The 16,246-nt window shown below is 43.2% G+C and carries 13 protein-coding genes and 1 tRNA gene; 3 read left to right on the forward strand and 11 right to left on the reverse strand.

Annotated elements, in window-relative coordinates:
* Positions 1-163 precede the first annotated feature (163 nt).
* On the forward strand, positions 164-1,438 hold the full coding sequence (locus BUC17_RS07385) for an acetyl-CoA hydrolase/transferase family protein (protein ID WP_073363016.1): 1,275 nt from the start codon (positions 164-166) through the stop codon (positions 1,436-1,438).
* A 62-nt stretch (positions 1,439-1,500) separates the two neighbouring features.
* Here BUC17_RS07385 and BUC17_RS07390 read toward each other — a convergent pair whose 3' ends face one another.
* The 8 genes from BUC17_RS07390 to BUC17_RS07425 all read right to left on the reverse strand — a co-directional run bounded on the left by BUC17_RS07390 (position 1,501) and on the right by BUC17_RS07425 (position 12,216).
* Entirely contained in the window at positions 1,501-2,883 is a 1,383-nt protein-coding gene (locus tag BUC17_RS07390; protein ID WP_073363018.1) for a TolC family protein, read from the reverse strand.
* Between the two features lie 138 nt (positions 2,884-3,021).
* A complete protein-coding gene (locus BUC17_RS07395; protein WP_073363019.1) occupies positions 3,022-4,386 on the reverse strand; it encodes an HlyD family secretion protein in 1,365 nt (454 codons plus the stop codon).
* Positions 4,387-4,390: 4 nt separating this feature from the next.
* Positions 4,391-6,055, reverse strand: a complete 1,665-nt coding sequence (locus tag BUC17_RS07400) for a peptidase domain-containing ABC transporter (protein ID WP_073363021.1) — start codon at positions 6,053-6,055, stop codon at positions 4,391-4,393.
* Between the two features lie 2 nt (positions 6,056-6,057).
* On the reverse strand, positions 6,058-6,723 hold the full coding sequence (locus tag BUC17_RS07405) for a TetR/AcrR family transcriptional regulator (protein WP_073363022.1): 666 nt from the start codon (positions 6,721-6,723) through the stop codon (positions 6,058-6,060).
* Between the two features lie 3 nt (positions 6,724-6,726).
* Entirely contained in the window at positions 6,727-7,425 is a 699-nt protein-coding gene (locus BUC17_RS07410) for a TerC family protein (RefSeq protein WP_073363024.1), read from the reverse strand.
* 2 nt (positions 7,426-7,427) lie between these two features.
* The gene (locus BUC17_RS07415) at positions 7,428-8,066 is read right to left on the reverse strand and encodes a leucine-rich repeat domain-containing protein (protein WP_073363026.1); all 639 of its coding nucleotides are present in this window, start codon (positions 8,064-8,066) and stop codon (positions 7,428-7,430) included.
* Between the two features lie 119 nt (positions 8,067-8,185).
* Positions 8,186-9,703, reverse strand: a complete 1,518-nt coding sequence (gene gpmI, locus BUC17_RS07420; RefSeq protein WP_073363182.1) for a 2,3-bisphosphoglycerate-independent phosphoglycerate mutase — start codon at positions 9,701-9,703, stop codon at positions 8,186-8,188.
* A gap of 89 nt (positions 9,704-9,792) precedes the next feature.
* Positions 9,793-12,216 carry a DUF5916 domain-containing protein gene (locus tag BUC17_RS07425; protein WP_073363027.1) on the reverse strand — a complete coding sequence of 808 codons (2,424 nt, stop codon included), beginning with the start codon at positions 12,214-12,216 and terminating at the stop codon, positions 9,793-9,795.
* 250 nt (positions 12,217-12,466) lie between these two features.
* On the opposite strand from BUC17_RS07425, the gene BUC17_RS07430 reads away from it, so the two are divergent.
* A complete protein-coding gene (locus tag BUC17_RS07430) occupies positions 12,467-13,159 on the forward strand; it encodes a murein L,D-transpeptidase catalytic domain family protein (protein WP_073363029.1) in 693 nt (230 codons plus the stop codon).
* Here BUC17_RS07430 and BUC17_RS07435 read toward each other — a convergent pair.
* Together BUC17_RS07435 and BUC17_RS07440 are read right to left on the reverse strand one after the other, a co-directional pair.
* Positions 13,130-14,818 (reverse strand): L,D-transpeptidase family protein, encoded by a 1,689-nt coding sequence (locus BUC17_RS07435; protein ID WP_083544798.1) that lies wholly within the window; start codon positions 14,816-14,818, stop codon positions 13,130-13,132. The two genes, BUC17_RS07430 and BUC17_RS07435, sit on opposite strands and share 30 nt — an antisense overlap.
* Positions 14,815-15,279 carry a GNAT family N-acetyltransferase gene (locus BUC17_RS07440; RefSeq protein WP_073363183.1) on the reverse strand — a complete coding sequence of 155 codons (465 nt, stop codon included), beginning with the start codon at positions 15,277-15,279 and terminating at the stop codon, positions 14,815-14,817. Before BUC17_RS07440 ends, BUC17_RS07435 begins: the two co-directional genes overlap by 4 nt.
* Positions 15,280-15,388: 109 nt before the next feature.
* On the opposite strand from BUC17_RS07440, the gene BUC17_RS07445 reads away from it, so the two are divergent.
* A tRNA-Gly gene (locus tag BUC17_RS07445) sits at positions 15,389-15,464 on the forward strand.
* Between the two features lie 45 nt (positions 15,465-15,509).
* Here BUC17_RS07445 and pepE read toward each other — a convergent pair.
* Positions 15,510-16,229, reverse strand: coding sequence for a dipeptidase PepE (pepE, locus tag BUC17_RS07450; protein WP_073363032.1), 720 nt, complete (start codon positions 16,227-16,229; stop codon positions 15,510-15,512).
* Between the last annotated feature and the right edge of the window lie 17 nt (positions 16,230-16,246).

Below are 16,246 nucleotides of genomic sequence, written 5' to 3' on the forward strand. Positions count from 1 at the left end.
TAAAAAATGAGACCGCAAAAGTAGGTATTTTTTTTGGAAAAATTACGGCAGTTCACCCCGTCCTTCGCTCGGTTACAAGGGCTCTTTTCTGAAGTTGGAATGAGAAATATCATATTTTTTTGGCACAACGCACCCTACCTTTGATGCAATAATTGAAATAGGTATGCGTAAATATGTAACGGCCGCCGAAGCGGTCAAAGTAGTTAAATCAGGCGATCGCGTGTATTTGCAGGCGGCCGCAGCAGCTCCAACCGAATTGACCAATGCTTTAAGCGACAGGGCTTCGGAATTGCGTAATGTTGAGATATGTCATTTGCACACCGAGGGCGAAGCGCGGTATGCGCATCCCGATTTGGCCGAGAGTTTTCATGTGAATTCTTTCTTTATTGGGGCCAATGTGCGTCATACACTAAAAGCAGGTAACGGTTCGTACACGCCAGTTTTTTTAAGTGAATTGCCTCTTTTGTTTCGAAAAAATGTGATTCCGATTGATGTCGCTTTCATCCATGTTTCACCACCCGATTTGCACGGGTATTGTTCACTTGGGGTCTCGGTTGAAGCTACAGTAGCGGCTATTGAGAATGCCAAAATTGTCATTGCGCAAGTCAATCCCAAGATGCCCCGTACTTTTGGGGATGGTATTCTTCACGTCTCTGAAATTGATTATTTAGTCGAAGTAGATACGCCTATTTATGCGCATGCGGTTGAATCGCCTTCTCCCGAGGAAGAAAAGATTGGGTCCTACATCGCCTCTTTGATTGAAGATCGCAGTACGTTGCAAATGGGAATTGGTTCGATCCCCAACGCAGCTTTAAAACAGTTGATTCATCACAAAGATTTAGGCTTACACACCGAAATGTTTTCCGATGGGGTGATTGATTTGATCGAAAAAGAAGTGATTACGTGCAAGTACAAAGGAACCCTTCGCGGACGGGTGTTGGCTACGTTTTTAATCGGTTCCCAACGCTTGTATGATTTTGTACACGACAACCCTTTTATCGAAATGAAAGAGTCTTCGATGGTGAATGATACGGCACGCATTCGAAAGAATCCCAATATGGTTGCCATCAATTCGGCTATTGAAGTCGATGTAACGGGACAAGTTTGCGCCGACTCAATAGGACCACGCATGTACTCTGGCGTGGGCGGTCAAATGGATTTTATCCGAGGGGCTTCCTTGAGTCCAGGGGGTAAAGCAATTATTGCGCTTCCCTCCATAACCAAACGCGGCGAAAGTCGTATTGTACCTTTCCTCAAACAAGGCGCCGGCGTAGTGACTACCCGAGCACACATCCATTATGTTATTACCGAATATGGCATTGCGGACTTGTACGGTAAAACATTGAAGCAACGGGCCGATGCCTTGGTTCGGATCGCCCATCCTACCCATCAAGAGGCCATCGAGCGAGGCTATTATGAAATGGTTCAACAGGGATAAAAAAGAAAAACGCCAATAAAGGCGTTTTTTTATGCTATAACTTTAGGTATTGATTTTTTCCGTTACTCGGGTTGCGCCATGATGCGGAAGAGTTCGGCATTGGAAATCAGGTAGCGGTTGTTCAAAGCAATCGCTGATAATTGGGCGGTGACCAAATTGTTTTCGCGTGAATTTAGCAAGAAAATAGAACTCTCTCCAAAAGAGAATAAACGTTCCTCCGATTGCAACATGACTTGATAATCATTGACCAACTGATTGGTTAACAATCCTTGTTCGAGCAAAGAATTCAATTCGGTTTGTTGCGCTTTGACCTTGTTGCCCAATTGAACACGTTCCAAGTTGAGGTCAAATTGAGCGTCTTGTACTTTGAATTTGGCCAATTTCAAACTACCGCGTTCCTTGCGTAAAAAGAGCGGGAAAGAAAAGTTGACGCCTATTTTGTAATTCTCAAAATCCCGATTGTTCCAAGCACTAGGCTCCGAAAGGTAATGATACCCCACATTGGCTTTGGGCAAAAGCATATTGGCCTTTAACTTTCGGTCGATTTCAAGCAGATTGACTTTGCTTTCTAAAGCGGTGATTTTAGGGTGGTTATTCAAACTAACGTCACCCGCCATCAAAGCGTTGGTGCGTAGGGTTTCCTGAATGGTTTTTTCCAATTCGGGTTCGGGAATCATCGTGTCTTGTAACTCCATCGGAATATTGTTTTCCAACCAGAGGAAGTTGGACAATTCCAGTTTGGCTTTGACCAATTTCAGTTGGGATTCGGTGAGGCTTAGTTTGCGATTGCGCACGATAATACCAGCCTCTACACTGTCGATGGCGGGTTTGTCTCCGTTGCGAATCAAACCGCTTATCCCTTTGAATCGAATCTCTGCATTGGTCAAATAAGTCTTATACAATTGGACTTCGTCATAGGTTCGTTTCCAATTGAAATAAGCTACCGAAGCATCATAAAGCACCTGTACCGCTTCCAATTGACGCTCGGCGTTACCTAGGTTGATTTGAATTTTTGCCTTACGCAAATCGGCCATTCGTTGGTTGATCCAAAGTCCTTGCCCCAGCGGAACCGTCACTCCAAAGGAAGTCAGTCCTTGATTGGGCAATGTATTTTCGGGGTTGACAAAAATCCCTTCGCTGTTGTCAAAACCAGCTTTGACTTCGATACCGTACCAGGTTGGAATTTTAAAACTGCTATTCAACAGCGAGAAGTATTCCTTTCCCTTGAATTGTTTCGAATCAAAGTCCACTTCTATTTTGGGGTCAAATGCACCCCGTGCCATCATTAAATTGGCTTGGGCATTGCTGATATTTAAATCGGCGCTTTTTACCCGTGGATGAAATTTTTTCACATATCCCAAATACTCGTTGTAGGTGAGAATGTTTGATTCTACATTCTGACCCCAAACGGGTATCGTGATGAGGAAGAAAAGTATTTTTTTCATATGTTTCAAGTAGGCCTGAAGCCTGAATTTTTTAACCCTGATTGCCGTGAAAATCCCGTGGCCGTTGCCAAACGGCTGCGGATTGTAACAGAAAGCAGGAACTACGATGGCCGGGAAGCCCAAGCCATTCGTTCCGTGTTATTTTCCTTTGCCATCTGTTTTTGATTCCCCTTTGTTACCGCCTTTGGGTTGGTAATAGTTGGGTGGGAATCCGTTGAGTGTTCGCCAGATTTCATACCAAACGGGGACATTGTTTAACAAGGCCAAGGTTTGCGCTCCTGAACCAATGCTGATTTGTTTCGGCCAAGCTTGATCTTCGGGGTCGGGTGCAATCAATACGCGGAATTTTCCGTTACTGCTGATGAAATTCTCCACAGCGACAATGCGGCCTCCAAAGGTTCCATACGACATGTTTGGCCAGCCCGAGAAGATGATAGTGGGCCAACCGTCGAACCAGATACGTACGCGTTCGCCTTTATGAATAAGGGGAATATCGTTGGGACTCACATAGGTTTCTACGGCAATGTCGTATTTGGCCGGCATGATACTTACGATTTCAGTTCCTTCTTTGATGGTTTCCCCGAGTCCCGATTTTAAGGCGCGGTTTACATAACCATTTTGTGGGGCAGTAATGTAATACAGACCGTTACGAATGCGATAATTGGTGTATTGATTTTTGAGTTTGTTGACTTGGGCTTCGGTGTCAAACTGATTGCTCATGGCCGTAAAGCGATCGCTTCGTGCTTTGGAGGCTTTCTCAGCATATTCGGCTCCGATACGATTGATTTCGACGCGGGTGTTGATTAACTCGTTTTTACTGGCCAAAAATTTGTTTTCTTGGGTGATGATTTTAGCTTCTACTTCCTGTAATTTCAAGCGTTTCTCTTCCACATCGGTCAACGGTTTTAACCCTTCTTTATTTAAAGTCACCGCCCGGTTGAATTGGGTGTTGGCAATTTTTAGTTGGGTTTTAACCGCTTCCAAGTCCATGCTATCACTTTGAACTTTAAGCAGTGCTTGACGAATTTTGTTTTGGGCTTGTTGTAATTTCAAATTCCGCTCACTTTCGATGGCTTGAATTTGGGTACCCAGCGTGACTACTTTATCGCCGTAGGATTCACCCGCCATAGCTTTGGCTTCCATTTGACTTTTGGTGTTGTCTACCAATTCAGGGTCAAAGTAATCTTCTTTGATCTCAGAAATAAACAAAATGGTATCGCCTTTTTTTACATAGTCGCCCTCTTTGACAAACCATTTTTCAATACGTCCCGCGATGGCATTGTGCACGGTTTGGGGACGTTGGTCGGGTTTGAGCGTGGTCACTGAACCTGTTCCGCCGATGTTTTGCGTCCATGGCAAAAACAAAATGATGACGATGATAATGGATACCCAAAGGATAATACGATTGAGTATTTTGTAATGGGGACGGTCGGCAAGATTTTTAACCGTACTGTATTGCTCAATTTTTTCGGTAATCGGATTTTTGTCGGATAGATTAAGCATGGGGTTATTGCGTTATATCGTTACTAATTTTACCTTCAGTGATTTGGATAATGCGGCTGCATTTTTGTTTCCAATACGGATTTTTAGAGGTCACAATCAAGGTCCAAGGATGCTTTGAATCGGTTAAGAAATCGATGATTTTAAGCGCGGCATCGTCATCCATTTTGTCCAAAGGATCTTCATAAAATAAAATCTTCGGTTGGGTAACAATACTGCGAGCCAATAAGATTTTTTGCGCATTGGAAGACGATAATTGACGGCCCTCCGGATAAATCATGGTGTCTAAACCTTCGGGAAGTGATTTGATAAAGCTCCCCAATCCCACACTGTCGATAGCCCATTTCACTTGTTCATCGGAAACGTGGGCGTTTTTAAAGGTGATGTTTTCTAAAATCGTACCTTCAAAAGGCGTTTCATCGTGCAAAATGGTGCCAATATGCAAACGGAATTGGTTGATGTCGACTTTGCGGTAGGTGTCGTCGTTGATTGAAAACGAACCCGTAGTAGGTTGCATCAATCCCGAAAGAATGCGAATCAGCGTAGATTTTCCAGAGCCGTTTCGTCCGTCTAAGTAAATCTTTTCACCGGGATTAATGGTCAAATTGATGTTGGACAGCACCGAATCTGATTCGCCTGGGAATTTGAAACACAAATGATCGGTGACGATTTGAATGTTGGTATAACAAAATTCGGGTTCTTTGGTTTCCATCTTTTCAGTATCCAATTCGACCACGTGTGCAATTTTTTCTACCGAAGTCAACACATCGTAAAAGGTTTCCAAGCCCAAGATTACTTTTTCGACCGAGTTGATGACTAAAAGAATGATAATCTCGGCGGCCACAAATTGTCCAATATTCATTTCGCGGCTAATCACCAAGAATCCCCCGATGATTAACAACGAAGCGGTGATTAAGATTTTAAATCCAATCAATTGAATGTATTGGCGTTTGATCACATTGAAATGTTTTTCGCGGTTGACCAAGTATTCTTTAACTAAATGATCATTTTTGTCGAGCGCAAAATCAAAGTTCTCCCGACGACGGAAGCTGATGCTGTTGCGGGCAATTTCTTGCAACCATCCTACCACTTTATACTTGTATTTAGACTCTTTTAAGCTTGTATCTAGTCCTTTGCTGTAAGAAAAGCGGAAAATCGCATACAACATAAAGAGTAACAGCAACCCAAACAAGATGAAGAACGGGTGGTACAACGAGAGTAAGATAATCCCAAATATGATTTGCAGTAAGGCAGAAGAAAAATCAATCAATAATTTGGAGGTCCCTTTTTGAATGGTGAGGGTATCAAAAAAACGGTTGGCCAATTCAGGCGGGTAGGTGTTGTACAGCGCTTCAAATTTGATTTTGGGCAAACGGTAGCTGAATTCAAACGAAGAACGGATAAAAATTTTCTGTTGTAAGTTTTCAGTGATACGCAATTGCATGACGGATAAAACGCCACCCAAGGCGACTCCAAAAACGACAATTACCACCAAAAGAATCCATGAAGCACTCACTTGCCCCGACTGGATTAAGTTGATAATGGCTTGAATACCAAGCGGAAGCGACAAGCTCACCAATCCGGCAAAAACCGCATACAAGATGATTTGGGTCACATCTTTGCGGTCAACTTTTAACAAGCCGGTGAGGCGTTGAAGAGGGGTGGATTTCATACTTATTTTAAAATTTGTTCGATTAAGTTTTTATAAAAAATAGCGGGCGATTGGGTGTCGTTGCAATCGGTAATGGTGGTCAGGTGGTCTTTTAAAAAATGTTGGTGCAACGATCCTTCAATGATAGATGAAGCCAGACTTTTAGCAAAAGGATAATCGGGTTTGGCTTCCAAAATTAAATTGACCAACCGGTTGATGACGCGTTTGTACACCATAAAAAAGCCCTCTCGATTTTCGCGGTCGACTTCTTTGGTCAAGATTGTTTTGGTAAATTCCAAAATGATAATGTTGTTGAGCAGCGCTTCATTGATGTGTAAGGTCGCCGAATCGTCTTTGACTTTTTCAGTTAATATTTCGATACCCTTCAACAATTTTATTTTGGGGTCAGGAATGTTGTTGGTTTCCAAAACCAAGCGGTATTCCATCCATCCCCAATACCAGGAGGAAAGGTACAACAATAATTTGTGTTTGTTTTCAAAATAGCGGTACAACGAACTTTCATTCGAACCAATGCGTTCCCCAAGTTTTTTAAACGTAAATGCATCAAAGCCAATTTCGTCAATCAAGAGGATGCTGTGCTGGATAATCTTGCGTCCTAAATCGGAAGACTCCGGATTTTTAACGTAAAGTTTATCGTTTACAGCGATAATGATCTGGTTTAAAATCATGGTTTAGTCTTTTTTTTGCGGAATCGTTTTCATCTGAATCACATCGACCAAAAAGGCAAATGCCATCGAGAAATAAATGTATCCTTTGGGTATTTCAAAGTGCAATCCTTCAGCAATTAGGGAGACACCAATCATCATTAAAAAGCATAAAGCCAGTACTTTAAACGAAGGGTGTTTGCTGATAAACTCACTGATGGGTTTGGAGGCAAACAACATGATGACCACCGTTATAATGACCGCTGTATACATAATCCAAATTTCACTTACCATACCTACCGCAGTAATGATGGAGTCGATGGAAAAGACCAAATCCAAAAGAATCACTTCTCCCAATAAGCGGCTAAAAGTAGCTTTTTTTGGGGCACTTAAAGCGTCGGCATTGGCGGCCTCGGTTTTATGGTAAATTTCTTTGGTGCTTTTATAAATCAAAAAGAGCCCTCCCAGCAATAAGATGATACCTTTCCCCGAAAAAGGAATATCGGCTATAGTGAACAGGGTGGCATCCAATTTCATGATCCAAGCGATAACGGTCAACAGCACCAAACGCATGATCATCGCCAATCCTAGTCCCCAAAAACGCAATTTTTTTCGCTCTTGTTCGGGCAAACGATCGGCCAAAATGGAAATAAAAATAACATTGTCAAGCCCCAAAATAACTTCAAGGGTCACTAAAGAAAGTAAGGCAATAATAGCGTCAGTCATGATTACAATTGAATTTTAAAACCAAAATTTAAGTTACGGGTATCGATTACATCGGGTTGTAATTTATTGTTGCGCATCTCAAGGTACTGCAAATGGGGTAGCCCTTCCAATTGACGCGGGATCTCAGGTAATTTGTTGTTGTTTAGGTAAAGTGACTCCAATTGCTTTAAGGCATACAACTCTTGAGGCAGTTGGACCAGTCCGTCGTTGTCTAAATGCAAGGATTTTAGTTTCGGCAACTTTGCCAAGATTTTTAAGGTTTGGGGTAAATCCAATGCGGCATCGTTGTTGAGGTAGAGTTCTTCCAGTGTTGTCAACTGGGCCATCGACTCGGGTACTGTGCGTATCGGATTCCCGCTCAAATTGAGCACTTTCAATTTTTTGAGACGTGTGATGCTGGCGGGAACTTCAAGCAGGTTGTCATTTTGAAGGGATAACGACTCCAAGTTAGGGAACAATACATCCCAATCGGAGGGTAATGTCCCCGAAAAGTTGTTCAAATCCAATTGTTTTACAGCCAAAGCATTTTTTTTGGCTTCTTCCAAATTGGTAAAATAGCCGGGCAATGTTTGCTGAGCGGCTACTGGCATGCTTAAAAAGAGCATGCAACCGATGATTCCTAAAAGTAGTCCGCGTTTCATATATGAGTATTTTAACGCAAAGATAATAGTAATACTTTCAATTGTGAAATTTTAACTTTTAATTATAAAAAAAGAGGCTCTCGATTGAAAGCCTCTTTAATCTATGAATTTGGGTCGTATTAAACGAGCGAACGACCGGTCATGGCAGCCGGTTGTGGAATTCCCATCAAGGATAAAATCGTGGGTGCGATATCGCCCAAAATTCCACTTTCGATGTGGCTGCGGTCGGGGTCAATTAAAATTAACGGCACAGGATTGGTGGTATGCGCAGTGTTGGGAGAACCGTCGGGATTAATCATGGTTTCACAGTTCCCATGGTCGGCAATAAGCAACGTAGTATACCCATGTGCCAAGGCTACGGGAATAATTTCGGAAACACATTGATCGACAGCTTCACAAGCTTTAATGGCAGCTTCCATAATACCGGTGTGTCCTACCATATCGCCGTTTGCAAAATTCAAACAAACAAAATCGGCGGTTTCTTGTGCCAATTCGGGAATCAAAGCGTCTTTCAACGCAAACGCACTCATTTCAGGTTGTAAATCGTAGGTAGCCACTTTGGGTGAATTGCGTAAAATGCGACGTTCACCTTCAAAGGGAATTTCGCGTCCGCCCGAAAAAAAGAAGGTCACGTGGGGATATTTTTCGGTTTCGGCAATGCGAATCTGTTTTTTTCCAGCTTTTTCTAATACCTCCCCCAAGGTTTCACTTAGATTATCTTTATCGTAAATGACATGAACATTTTCGTAAGTGTCATCATAATTGGTCATGGTAACATAATACAAGGGCAATTTGTGCATCCCAAACTCAGGGAAATCTTTTTGGGACAAGGTTTCTGTCAATTCGCGCCCACGATCGGTGCGGAAATTGAAGAAAATCACGACATCATCTTCAGCGATGACAGCTGTGGGTTCACCATTAGCCTGAGTTACCACCAAAGGTTTGATAAATTCATCGGTTACGCCCTCGTTATAACTCTGCTGAATACTCGCGAGGATGTCGCTGGTTTTTTCTCCTTCGGCATGCACGAGTAAATCATAAGCAAGTTTTACCCGTTCCCAACGCTTGTCACGATCCATGGCATAATACCGTCCGATGACACTGGCAATTTTTGCGTTTGACTGTTGGGTGTACGAAAGCAAATTCGCCAAGTCTGTTTGAGCCGATTTCGGGTCAACATCGCGGCCATCCGTAAATGCGTGAATATATACTTGGTCAAGGTTGTATGAAGCTGCGGCATCCAACAACCCATACAAATGCGAGGTATGCGAGTGCACCCCCCCATTGGAAACCAATCCTAAAAAATGGACTTTTTTGCCATGGGTTTTGGCATATTCAAAAGCGTTTATGAGAGGTTGCTCGTGGCGTAAGGTTTGATTTTGTACGGCCAAATTAATTTTAGCCAAATCCTGATAAACAATGCGACCGGCACCGAGATTCATGTGCCCTACTTCGGAGTTCCCCATTTGTCCTTCGGGGAGTCCAACATGTAACCCATCGGTACGCAATTCGGCATGAGCATAGCGGGTGTACAAACTTTGAATAAAAGGAACCTGGGCATTGTCGATAGCCGAAACTTTAGGGTCGGGCGATTTTCCCCAACCGTCCAATATCATGAGAATGACTTTTGTGTTCATTGCAAAAAAATTTAAACAAAGGTACGGCAATTCGGTGCGCTGAATCAAGTCCGAATGCATAGAATATTCTCAAAAATAAAGGAGGAAATTTACTTTTTTCGTAACGAATTATAGTCTACAAAATACCGAACGCTCACCGACAGGATATGGTCGAGACTGTTGGCGCTCAATACTCTTCCGAAATTGCTACGGGTGTCGATGTTAAAATCGGAGCGGTCAAATAAAAAGGCATTGTTGCGGTACAAGATATTGATTTGACTTCCTGGCGCAAACCACCATGAGAAATTCAAGTCGCAGTTCCAAGTGTTGAAATTCTGATCGGCATCAAAGGCATCGGCCCCCAAATTGGTTAACGAACCATCAGAATTCAAGCTGTAATAACGGTTGTACAAGGCATACGACCAATAGTAGCGGGTGGTTAAATTAATAGTAATGTTGTGATTAATGGAGTATTTCCCGGTGATGGACAAGGTGTGCGTGGTGACATCCCGGCGCCCCATATAAATATCGCCCAAGACATCATTTTGTCCTGTGTATCCGATATTGTTGTTTTGAAAACCATAACTGTAGTCCCATACCATTGAAAATTTATTGGAAAAACGATAGCGCGGAGCCAATTGCACATAATACGAACGTCGCCCTTCTTCATTGAGATAGGTAAACGAAGGGTTAAAATCTATGGCAAAAGGACGGTTGTAATTGGTTGAAATATAGGCAAAGACATTGAAGGTTTCAGGAAGCGTTAAAAATCGAGTGTCAAATTCGGTTCGTGCTTCATAAAAATCATAGACTTTCACGGGGCGCGCACTCATACCGAAGCCGTAGTAATCATTTTTTTTGTCCACAATATTTACATTGTAGCGTAAATTGAATTGCTGAACCCGTCCCGTACGGTTATCAAATTCCGAATACCCGTTAACAAACAAACTAAAAGTGTTGAATCGTTTGGTGGGATTCAAAATGCGGTAACTCGCATTGGCATACAACGAATGGTAATGCGTTTGAAAATTGACGCCCAAATCATTAATGTCAAAAAACGTACTCACATATTGCCCGCCGATTCCAAAACGATAGTTGCCACTGGTTTCGCCAAAAAATAGCGATGTGTTGTAACCGGTTAAATCGCGTGCCTCAGGACGTTTGATGGTGCTAATTTTATAATCGCCACTCAAGTTGAAAGTATTCTCACGGGTATTTAAGTCAAACAACAACGCCGTTACATTGGCATCCCGAAAATGGCCTTCGCGGGTAACATTGGTATTGATTAAACTCACCGATGAGTTCTTGCGAAAACGTTGGTCCAACACCATTAAGTTGTAATTGGTTAAAGGTTCAACCAATTCCTTTCGTGTCTCCCCCGTAACCGTATTGCGGATATCCGAAAACATGCGTTGGGTTAAAGCATTTAAAATCCCCACACCCAATCCTTTATCGGTGCGGCCTGAGACTTTCATGGCATTGTATAAGTTCACGGCAACAGGGCGTTCAACAACTTCTTCATTGGGGCCCAAATTTTCTTGTAAAATGGGTGTTCCACCAATCCGACGCGAATAGAGTAGGTCGCCTTTGCTGAACATTTCGGTACCTTCAGTAAAAAACGGACGGTTTTCATTGAACGTTTGTTCAAATGGCCCCAAGTTGAGCACTACATTGTCAAATTTGGTTTGGCCAAAATCGGGAATCAAAATGGCATCGAGTGTAAAAGCATCATTGATTCCATATTTGATGTCCATCCCGCCTTTGAGTTCTCCATTTGTTTTTTGGGTGTTGTTGGTGTTGAGGTAAAATGACGAATAGGGAATAAAGAAAAGGCGCGTGGGGGTTTTGATGTTTTCAATACCTTCCAAAATTCCCGCTTGGTTGGCTTCGGTGCCAATTTTATTATCGATTAAATTCCATGTATATTGAAAACGAATGGTTTTCACTTCCCGATAAAAGTTAATGCCCCAAGTTTGTTTCGCATTAGGAGGAAATCGCAAAGCAGCATAGGGAATTTTAAACTCGGCTACCCAACCGAAATCAGTGATTTTAACATCGCTCTCCCAAATGGCATCCCAAGAAAAATCTTCTCCACTTGCGTCCGTATACACACAGTCTTGTTGCACCCCCGCTGCACTCACAAAAAAGCGAAAATCTTGTTGACCGTCGTTGAATCCGTTTAAAATGACCCCAAAATGATCGGCTGTCGCAAAGTCATCGCGTATGGTTAACTCCCGTAAAATGGTTTCCGGTTGACTGTCGTACATAATCGCTCCCACATACAAAGCCTCATTGCTATAGACCACTTTTACTACCGATTTGCGGGTGGGTTCTTCCAACTTACCATTGTCGGGTTCGATCATCACAAAATCGGTAGCCGTATCGGCAGTTGCCCATGCTTTTTCGTCGAGAACGCCATCGATGGTAAACTTCTCATCCGAGAATTTAGTGCGCAATGTTTTCTTTGGCGCCTGAGCTAGGCCGTAAAACGAGAGCAATAAAAAGAGGAAGATAAATCCGATTTTTGGCTTCATTAACAATGGGTTGGTGTGCAAATATAACGATATTCCCGAATCGTATCGGGTTGTGCGAAGGTAATTGGAAATTAAATTAACTGCCAATTTATTGTTTAAAAATCTTATATTTTTAATTCAAAAATGCATTTCATCGATTAAATACGACTTTAATCGTCTTTTTTGTGCTATTTTTCTTGGTCGTTCCAAATCAACTCCCTACATTTGAAATCCCAAATCATACTACTTAACCTATAAATTCAGATGCCTGATGCGTGGTCTTCTATTCGTTTTATCGCTCGTATTGGTTTCTTTTTCAACGGTACCCAGCCCTGAGAAAATGCCTTCATTTTCGCTTTCTGAAGCACAATTTCATTTTCAAAAACTTACAGCCCAATCGCGTTCCTATCCCTCATGGAGTTGTTTTGCGTATGCCGAACAAGGGTACCAAAAACTAGTTGCTTTAGGGAAAATTAATAATCCGTACCTCACGGTTATCGACTTCAGTTTGCCTTCCACCCAAAAGCGATTATGGGTTATCGATATGCAACAACTTAAAGTGGTGCAACATACCTACGTTGCCCATGGTCGTAATTCAGGCTGGATTACTCCAACGGAATTCTCCAATACACCCGAATCGCAACAAAGCAGTTTGGGGTTCTATCTCACGGGAGGGACTTATTTTGGGAAACACGGTTTGGCGATGAAATTAAAAGGTATGGAACCCGGATTTAATGATAAAGCTGCCGAACGAGCCATTGTAATGCACGGCGCCACCTATGTGTCAGCGCAACACATTCAACGGCACCAACGGTTGGGCAGAAGTCAGGGGTGTCCCGCGCTTTCGCAACCGGATGCGCAAGTGATAATTCCTACCATTCAAAACGGTTCTTGTCTTTTTATTTATGCCCCACAGAATTCCTATTTGGAGCAATCAACTTTTATAGCGCAGCAAAGTATATAAATCAGAATCAATGCAGTAAATATCTTCTCTAAACTGTAGTATCCCGTTTTCCTCCCAAGCGGTCCAGTAGAATTGGTGTACTCGAATATCGTCTTTGATTTTAAGGACTAAGGTTTTTAACTCGGCTTTTGGTAGTTGGATTGGAACTGGTTTTGCTTTTGGATTCTTGGCTTTAACGAGGGCTTGTTTTTTTTCTAAGGCTTTGATTTTGGCTTCCCGTAATTTTTGATAATGCTTAATATTGGTGGTGTCTTTTATCTTTTGTAACGGCCATTGCAAGGTGTCGTTGAGTAAATGCGCTGCCATTTCTAGGGGACGTTCCAAGCGCACACAGCCCGAACTCAACGAGCGAAACGAAAGCGAAAAATATTCCCGATGGTTGGTGTCGTGTAAGTAGACCGTATATCGGTTGGGAAAGTTGATTTTCATTAGCCCCAGCGAGTTGTTTCGCCCGGGGTTTTGAACATACTTGTATTTAAAGGCATCCTCCAAACGCCACAGTTCTGGGGCCACTTCTTGGTTGTAACGGTCGATAATTTGTAAGCCTTTTTTACGAAAAAAATAGGGGTTTTTCTCAGCCTCTGGAAAAATGTCTTCCTTCAAAATGGTAGGCGGTACAGTCCAATTCGGATTCAAATTCAGGGTAGTAATCTTTGAGGTAAGGATGGGCGTTCGTCGACTATCGCGTCCTACAACCACGCGTTGCCTTTGGACGGTATCGTTGGCTTTGACAGCAACCAAAGTGTAATCGGGAATGTTAATTAGTAAATAGTGTGCCCCCAAATCGTTGGGATACCAACGCCATCGCTCCATATTGACCACAATCTGTTCGATGCGTTGATCCCGCGAATAATTTAGGGCATCTATCGTTGCGCGCGCAATAATGCCATCGGGACGTAAACCGTGTCTTTTTTGAAAACGAAGTACCGCAGCCCTTGTTTTGGCATCATAGGTAGTGGTAAGCAGCGTGTCTTTTTCAGGGAGGTCTCCCCAATACATCAAACGCTTTTTGATGATCGGCATGTACCTACTCTTTTGTTGGGGTTTGATGACTTCTTTTAAGTTGACCAATCCAATAAATTTATCGGGGTAAGCTTTCAGGAGTCGGAGTGCCCGTTTTAATTTCAGGTATACGGGATGTTTGGGGTGACAGTCTGTAAGCAAAGCCGAAAGCTGTTGGCGCTGTAATCCTTCATGAAGCAGTTGTGCCACAGGGGTCGGCGTGCGCTTCAAGTCCCAATCTTCATAAAGTAAATCCGGATTCAGTTTTCCATCCGACGCATGACGTAACCAACGCAAGGCACTACGACTGAAACGAATTTCGGTGTCTATTTGTAGCGAATCGGGGAGGCTGTCAAACTGTGCATGCCGTTGCGCTAGGAGCGTGTATTCGTAGTCGGAGGCCCGCAATCCTTCCCATTCGGCTTGACCGATGTGTAGGAGTAAGGTGTCGCGTAGTGCTGATTCGGTCCATACGGGAGAAAATTGGGTGCGCCGGTAAAAGTCTTTGAGCAGCCCATTTTTTTCAAACAAAATATGGGTTGAATCCAATGGGGTTTGTTGGTATTTTGGACTATAAAACGGCTTTGGATTGTTTGACATCAATCCAAACCAAAGCATTCCTGGGAGAACAATGCTCCAAAATCCTGCGTTTCTCATAGTGTTTTGACCATTCGCCAGTGGGGACCTACTTCGGGAATTTCAAATTCGTTGCCTTCACACCCATAACCAAGGCGTTGGTAAAACGGTACTGCCCCGGTTCGAGCATTGCACCAAATTCGTTCCATACCTTTTGCTTTTACGGCATTTTCTAGGGCTGCTACTAATTCTTTTCCAATTGATTTTCCTTGGTGTTCAGGCAAAATGGCCATGCCCCGTAACTGGTATTCTCGTGCGTCAGGAGCGTCGGGTCGCGCTACGGCATATACCGAAGCAACGCCAATCAAAAGTCCATTTTCGAATGCCCCCCAATGTTGGGTAGTTGCCGCATCATCTCCTTGAAAATAACAGCTAGCGACGGGTTTTCCCTGGCGCAAAACCGCATGCCGTATCGGAATTACTTCAGTGGCCGAAACGGGAGCACAATGTAAATTAGCTGGAAAAGGGGATAAATTATTCATCCTAAAATTGTTAGCTTTCGCGCAATTAAGTGTATAAATGTCGGGCAAAAAAAATTTATAAAAAACTTGCACAGATAAAAACAATCGTCTTATATTTGCATCCACAAAAGCGGAAGTAGCTCAGTTGGTAGAGCTCCAGCCTTCCAAGCTGGTTGTCGCGAGTTCGAGCCTCGTCTTCCGCTCCAAAAGAAAAACCTCTAGGAAACTAGAGGTTTTTTTATGCTCAAAAGCTACGTTTTAGATGCGTCTTTCCTTGGCCACGTTGTTCCCGATTCTAATTCTACAGGGGCTTCCTGGGCCACAAACCATCGGGCAGTCAAAGGACCCATCAAGCGAATACTATCGCCTTCTACTTCCAACCAACTTCCTTCGCGCAAGCCCAAAACAGGGATTGAATTATAGGCATGAAATTCCTGAATTCGGGTTTCTCGCGTTTCGCCCATGTGGGTGCTACTCGGATCAGGATCCAAATAATGCGGATTCAGGTTAAACGGAATCGCACCCAACGTTTCAAACGAGGGCGGATACACAATTGGCATATCGTTGGTCGTTTGCATTGAAATCCCCGTAATGTTACTACCAGCACTGCACCCTAAATAAGGTGTTCCTTGTTCGAGCGCCTCACGCAAACTCGCCCACAAGTTTAAGGCATACAATTGCGAAACCAATTGAAAGGTATTGCCGCCTCCTGTAAAAAGGGCCTCAGCTTCCCGTACAGCTTGATTCGGATTGGCAAAGGTATGTAACCCAACTACCTCAATGCCTATTTTGGCGAAAGCCTCTTGAACCTTGGCCGTGTAGGCGTCGTGCGATATTCCGCCGGGTCGTGCAAAAGGAAGAAATACCAAGGTTTTGACTCCTTCAAAATGCGTCGACAATCGGGGTAGAAGGTAGTCTAAGTATGCCCCTCCATGCAACGTGGAAGTGCTAGCAATCACCATTTTTTTCATGAGTAAGTAACATTTCG

This window comes from Flavobacterium fontis (assembly GCF_900129405.1).
GTDB classification, from domain to species: domain Bacteria; phylum Bacteroidota; class Bacteroidia; order Flavobacteriales; family Flavobacteriaceae; genus Flavobacterium; species Flavobacterium fontis.

Excerpts from the sequence above, each read along its gene's own strand:
- BUC17_RS07385 (WP_073363016.1), top strand. The coding sequence starts at position 164 with ATGCGTAAATATGTAACGGCCGCCGAAGCGGTCAAAGTAGTTAAATCA.
- BUC17_RS07400 (WP_073363021.1), bottom strand. The coding sequence starts at position 6,055 with ATGAAATCCACCCCTCTTCAACGCCTCACCGGCTTGTTAAAAGTTGAC.
- BUC17_RS07430 (WP_073363029.1), top strand. The coding sequence starts at position 12,467 with ATGCGTGGTCTTCTATTCGTTTTATCGCTCGTATTGGTTTCTTTTTCA.
- BUC17_RS07395 (WP_073363019.1), bottom strand. The coding sequence starts at position 4,386 with ATGCTTAATCTATCCGACAAAAATCCGATTACCGAAAAAATTGAGCAA.
- BUC17_RS07405 (WP_073363022.1), bottom strand. The coding sequence starts at position 6,723 with ATGATTTTAAACCAGATCATTATCGCTGTAAACGATAAACTTTACGTT.
- BUC17_RS07415 (WP_073363026.1), bottom strand. The coding sequence starts at position 8,066 with ATGAAACGCGGACTACTTTTAGGAATCATCGGTTGCATGCTCTTTTTA.
- BUC17_RS07435 (WP_083544798.1), bottom strand. The coding sequence starts at position 14,818 with ATGAGAAACGCAGGATTTTGGAGCATTGTTCTCCCAGGAATGCTTTGG.
- BUC17_RS07390 (WP_073363018.1), bottom strand. The coding sequence starts at position 2,883 with ATGAAAAAAATACTTTTCTTCCTCATCACGATACCCGTTTGGGGTCAG.
- BUC17_RS07410 (WP_073363024.1), bottom strand. The coding sequence starts at position 7,425 with ATGACTGACGCTATTATTGCCTTACTTTCTTTAGTGACCCTTGAAGTT.
- pepE (WP_073363032.1), bottom strand. The coding sequence starts at position 16,229 with ATGAAAAAAATGGTGATTGCTAGCACTTCCACGTTGCATGGAGGGGCA.
- BUC17_RS07440 (WP_073363183.1), bottom strand. The coding sequence starts at position 15,279 with ATGAATAATTTATCCCCTTTTCCAGCTAATTTACATTGTGCTCCCGTT.
- BUC17_RS07425 (WP_073363027.1), bottom strand. The coding sequence starts at position 12,216 with ATGAAGCCAAAAATCGGATTTATCTTCCTCTTTTTATTGCTCTCGTTT.
- gpmI (WP_073363182.1), bottom strand. The coding sequence starts at position 9,703 with ATGAACACAAAAGTCATTCTCATGATATTGGACGGTTGGGGAAAATCG.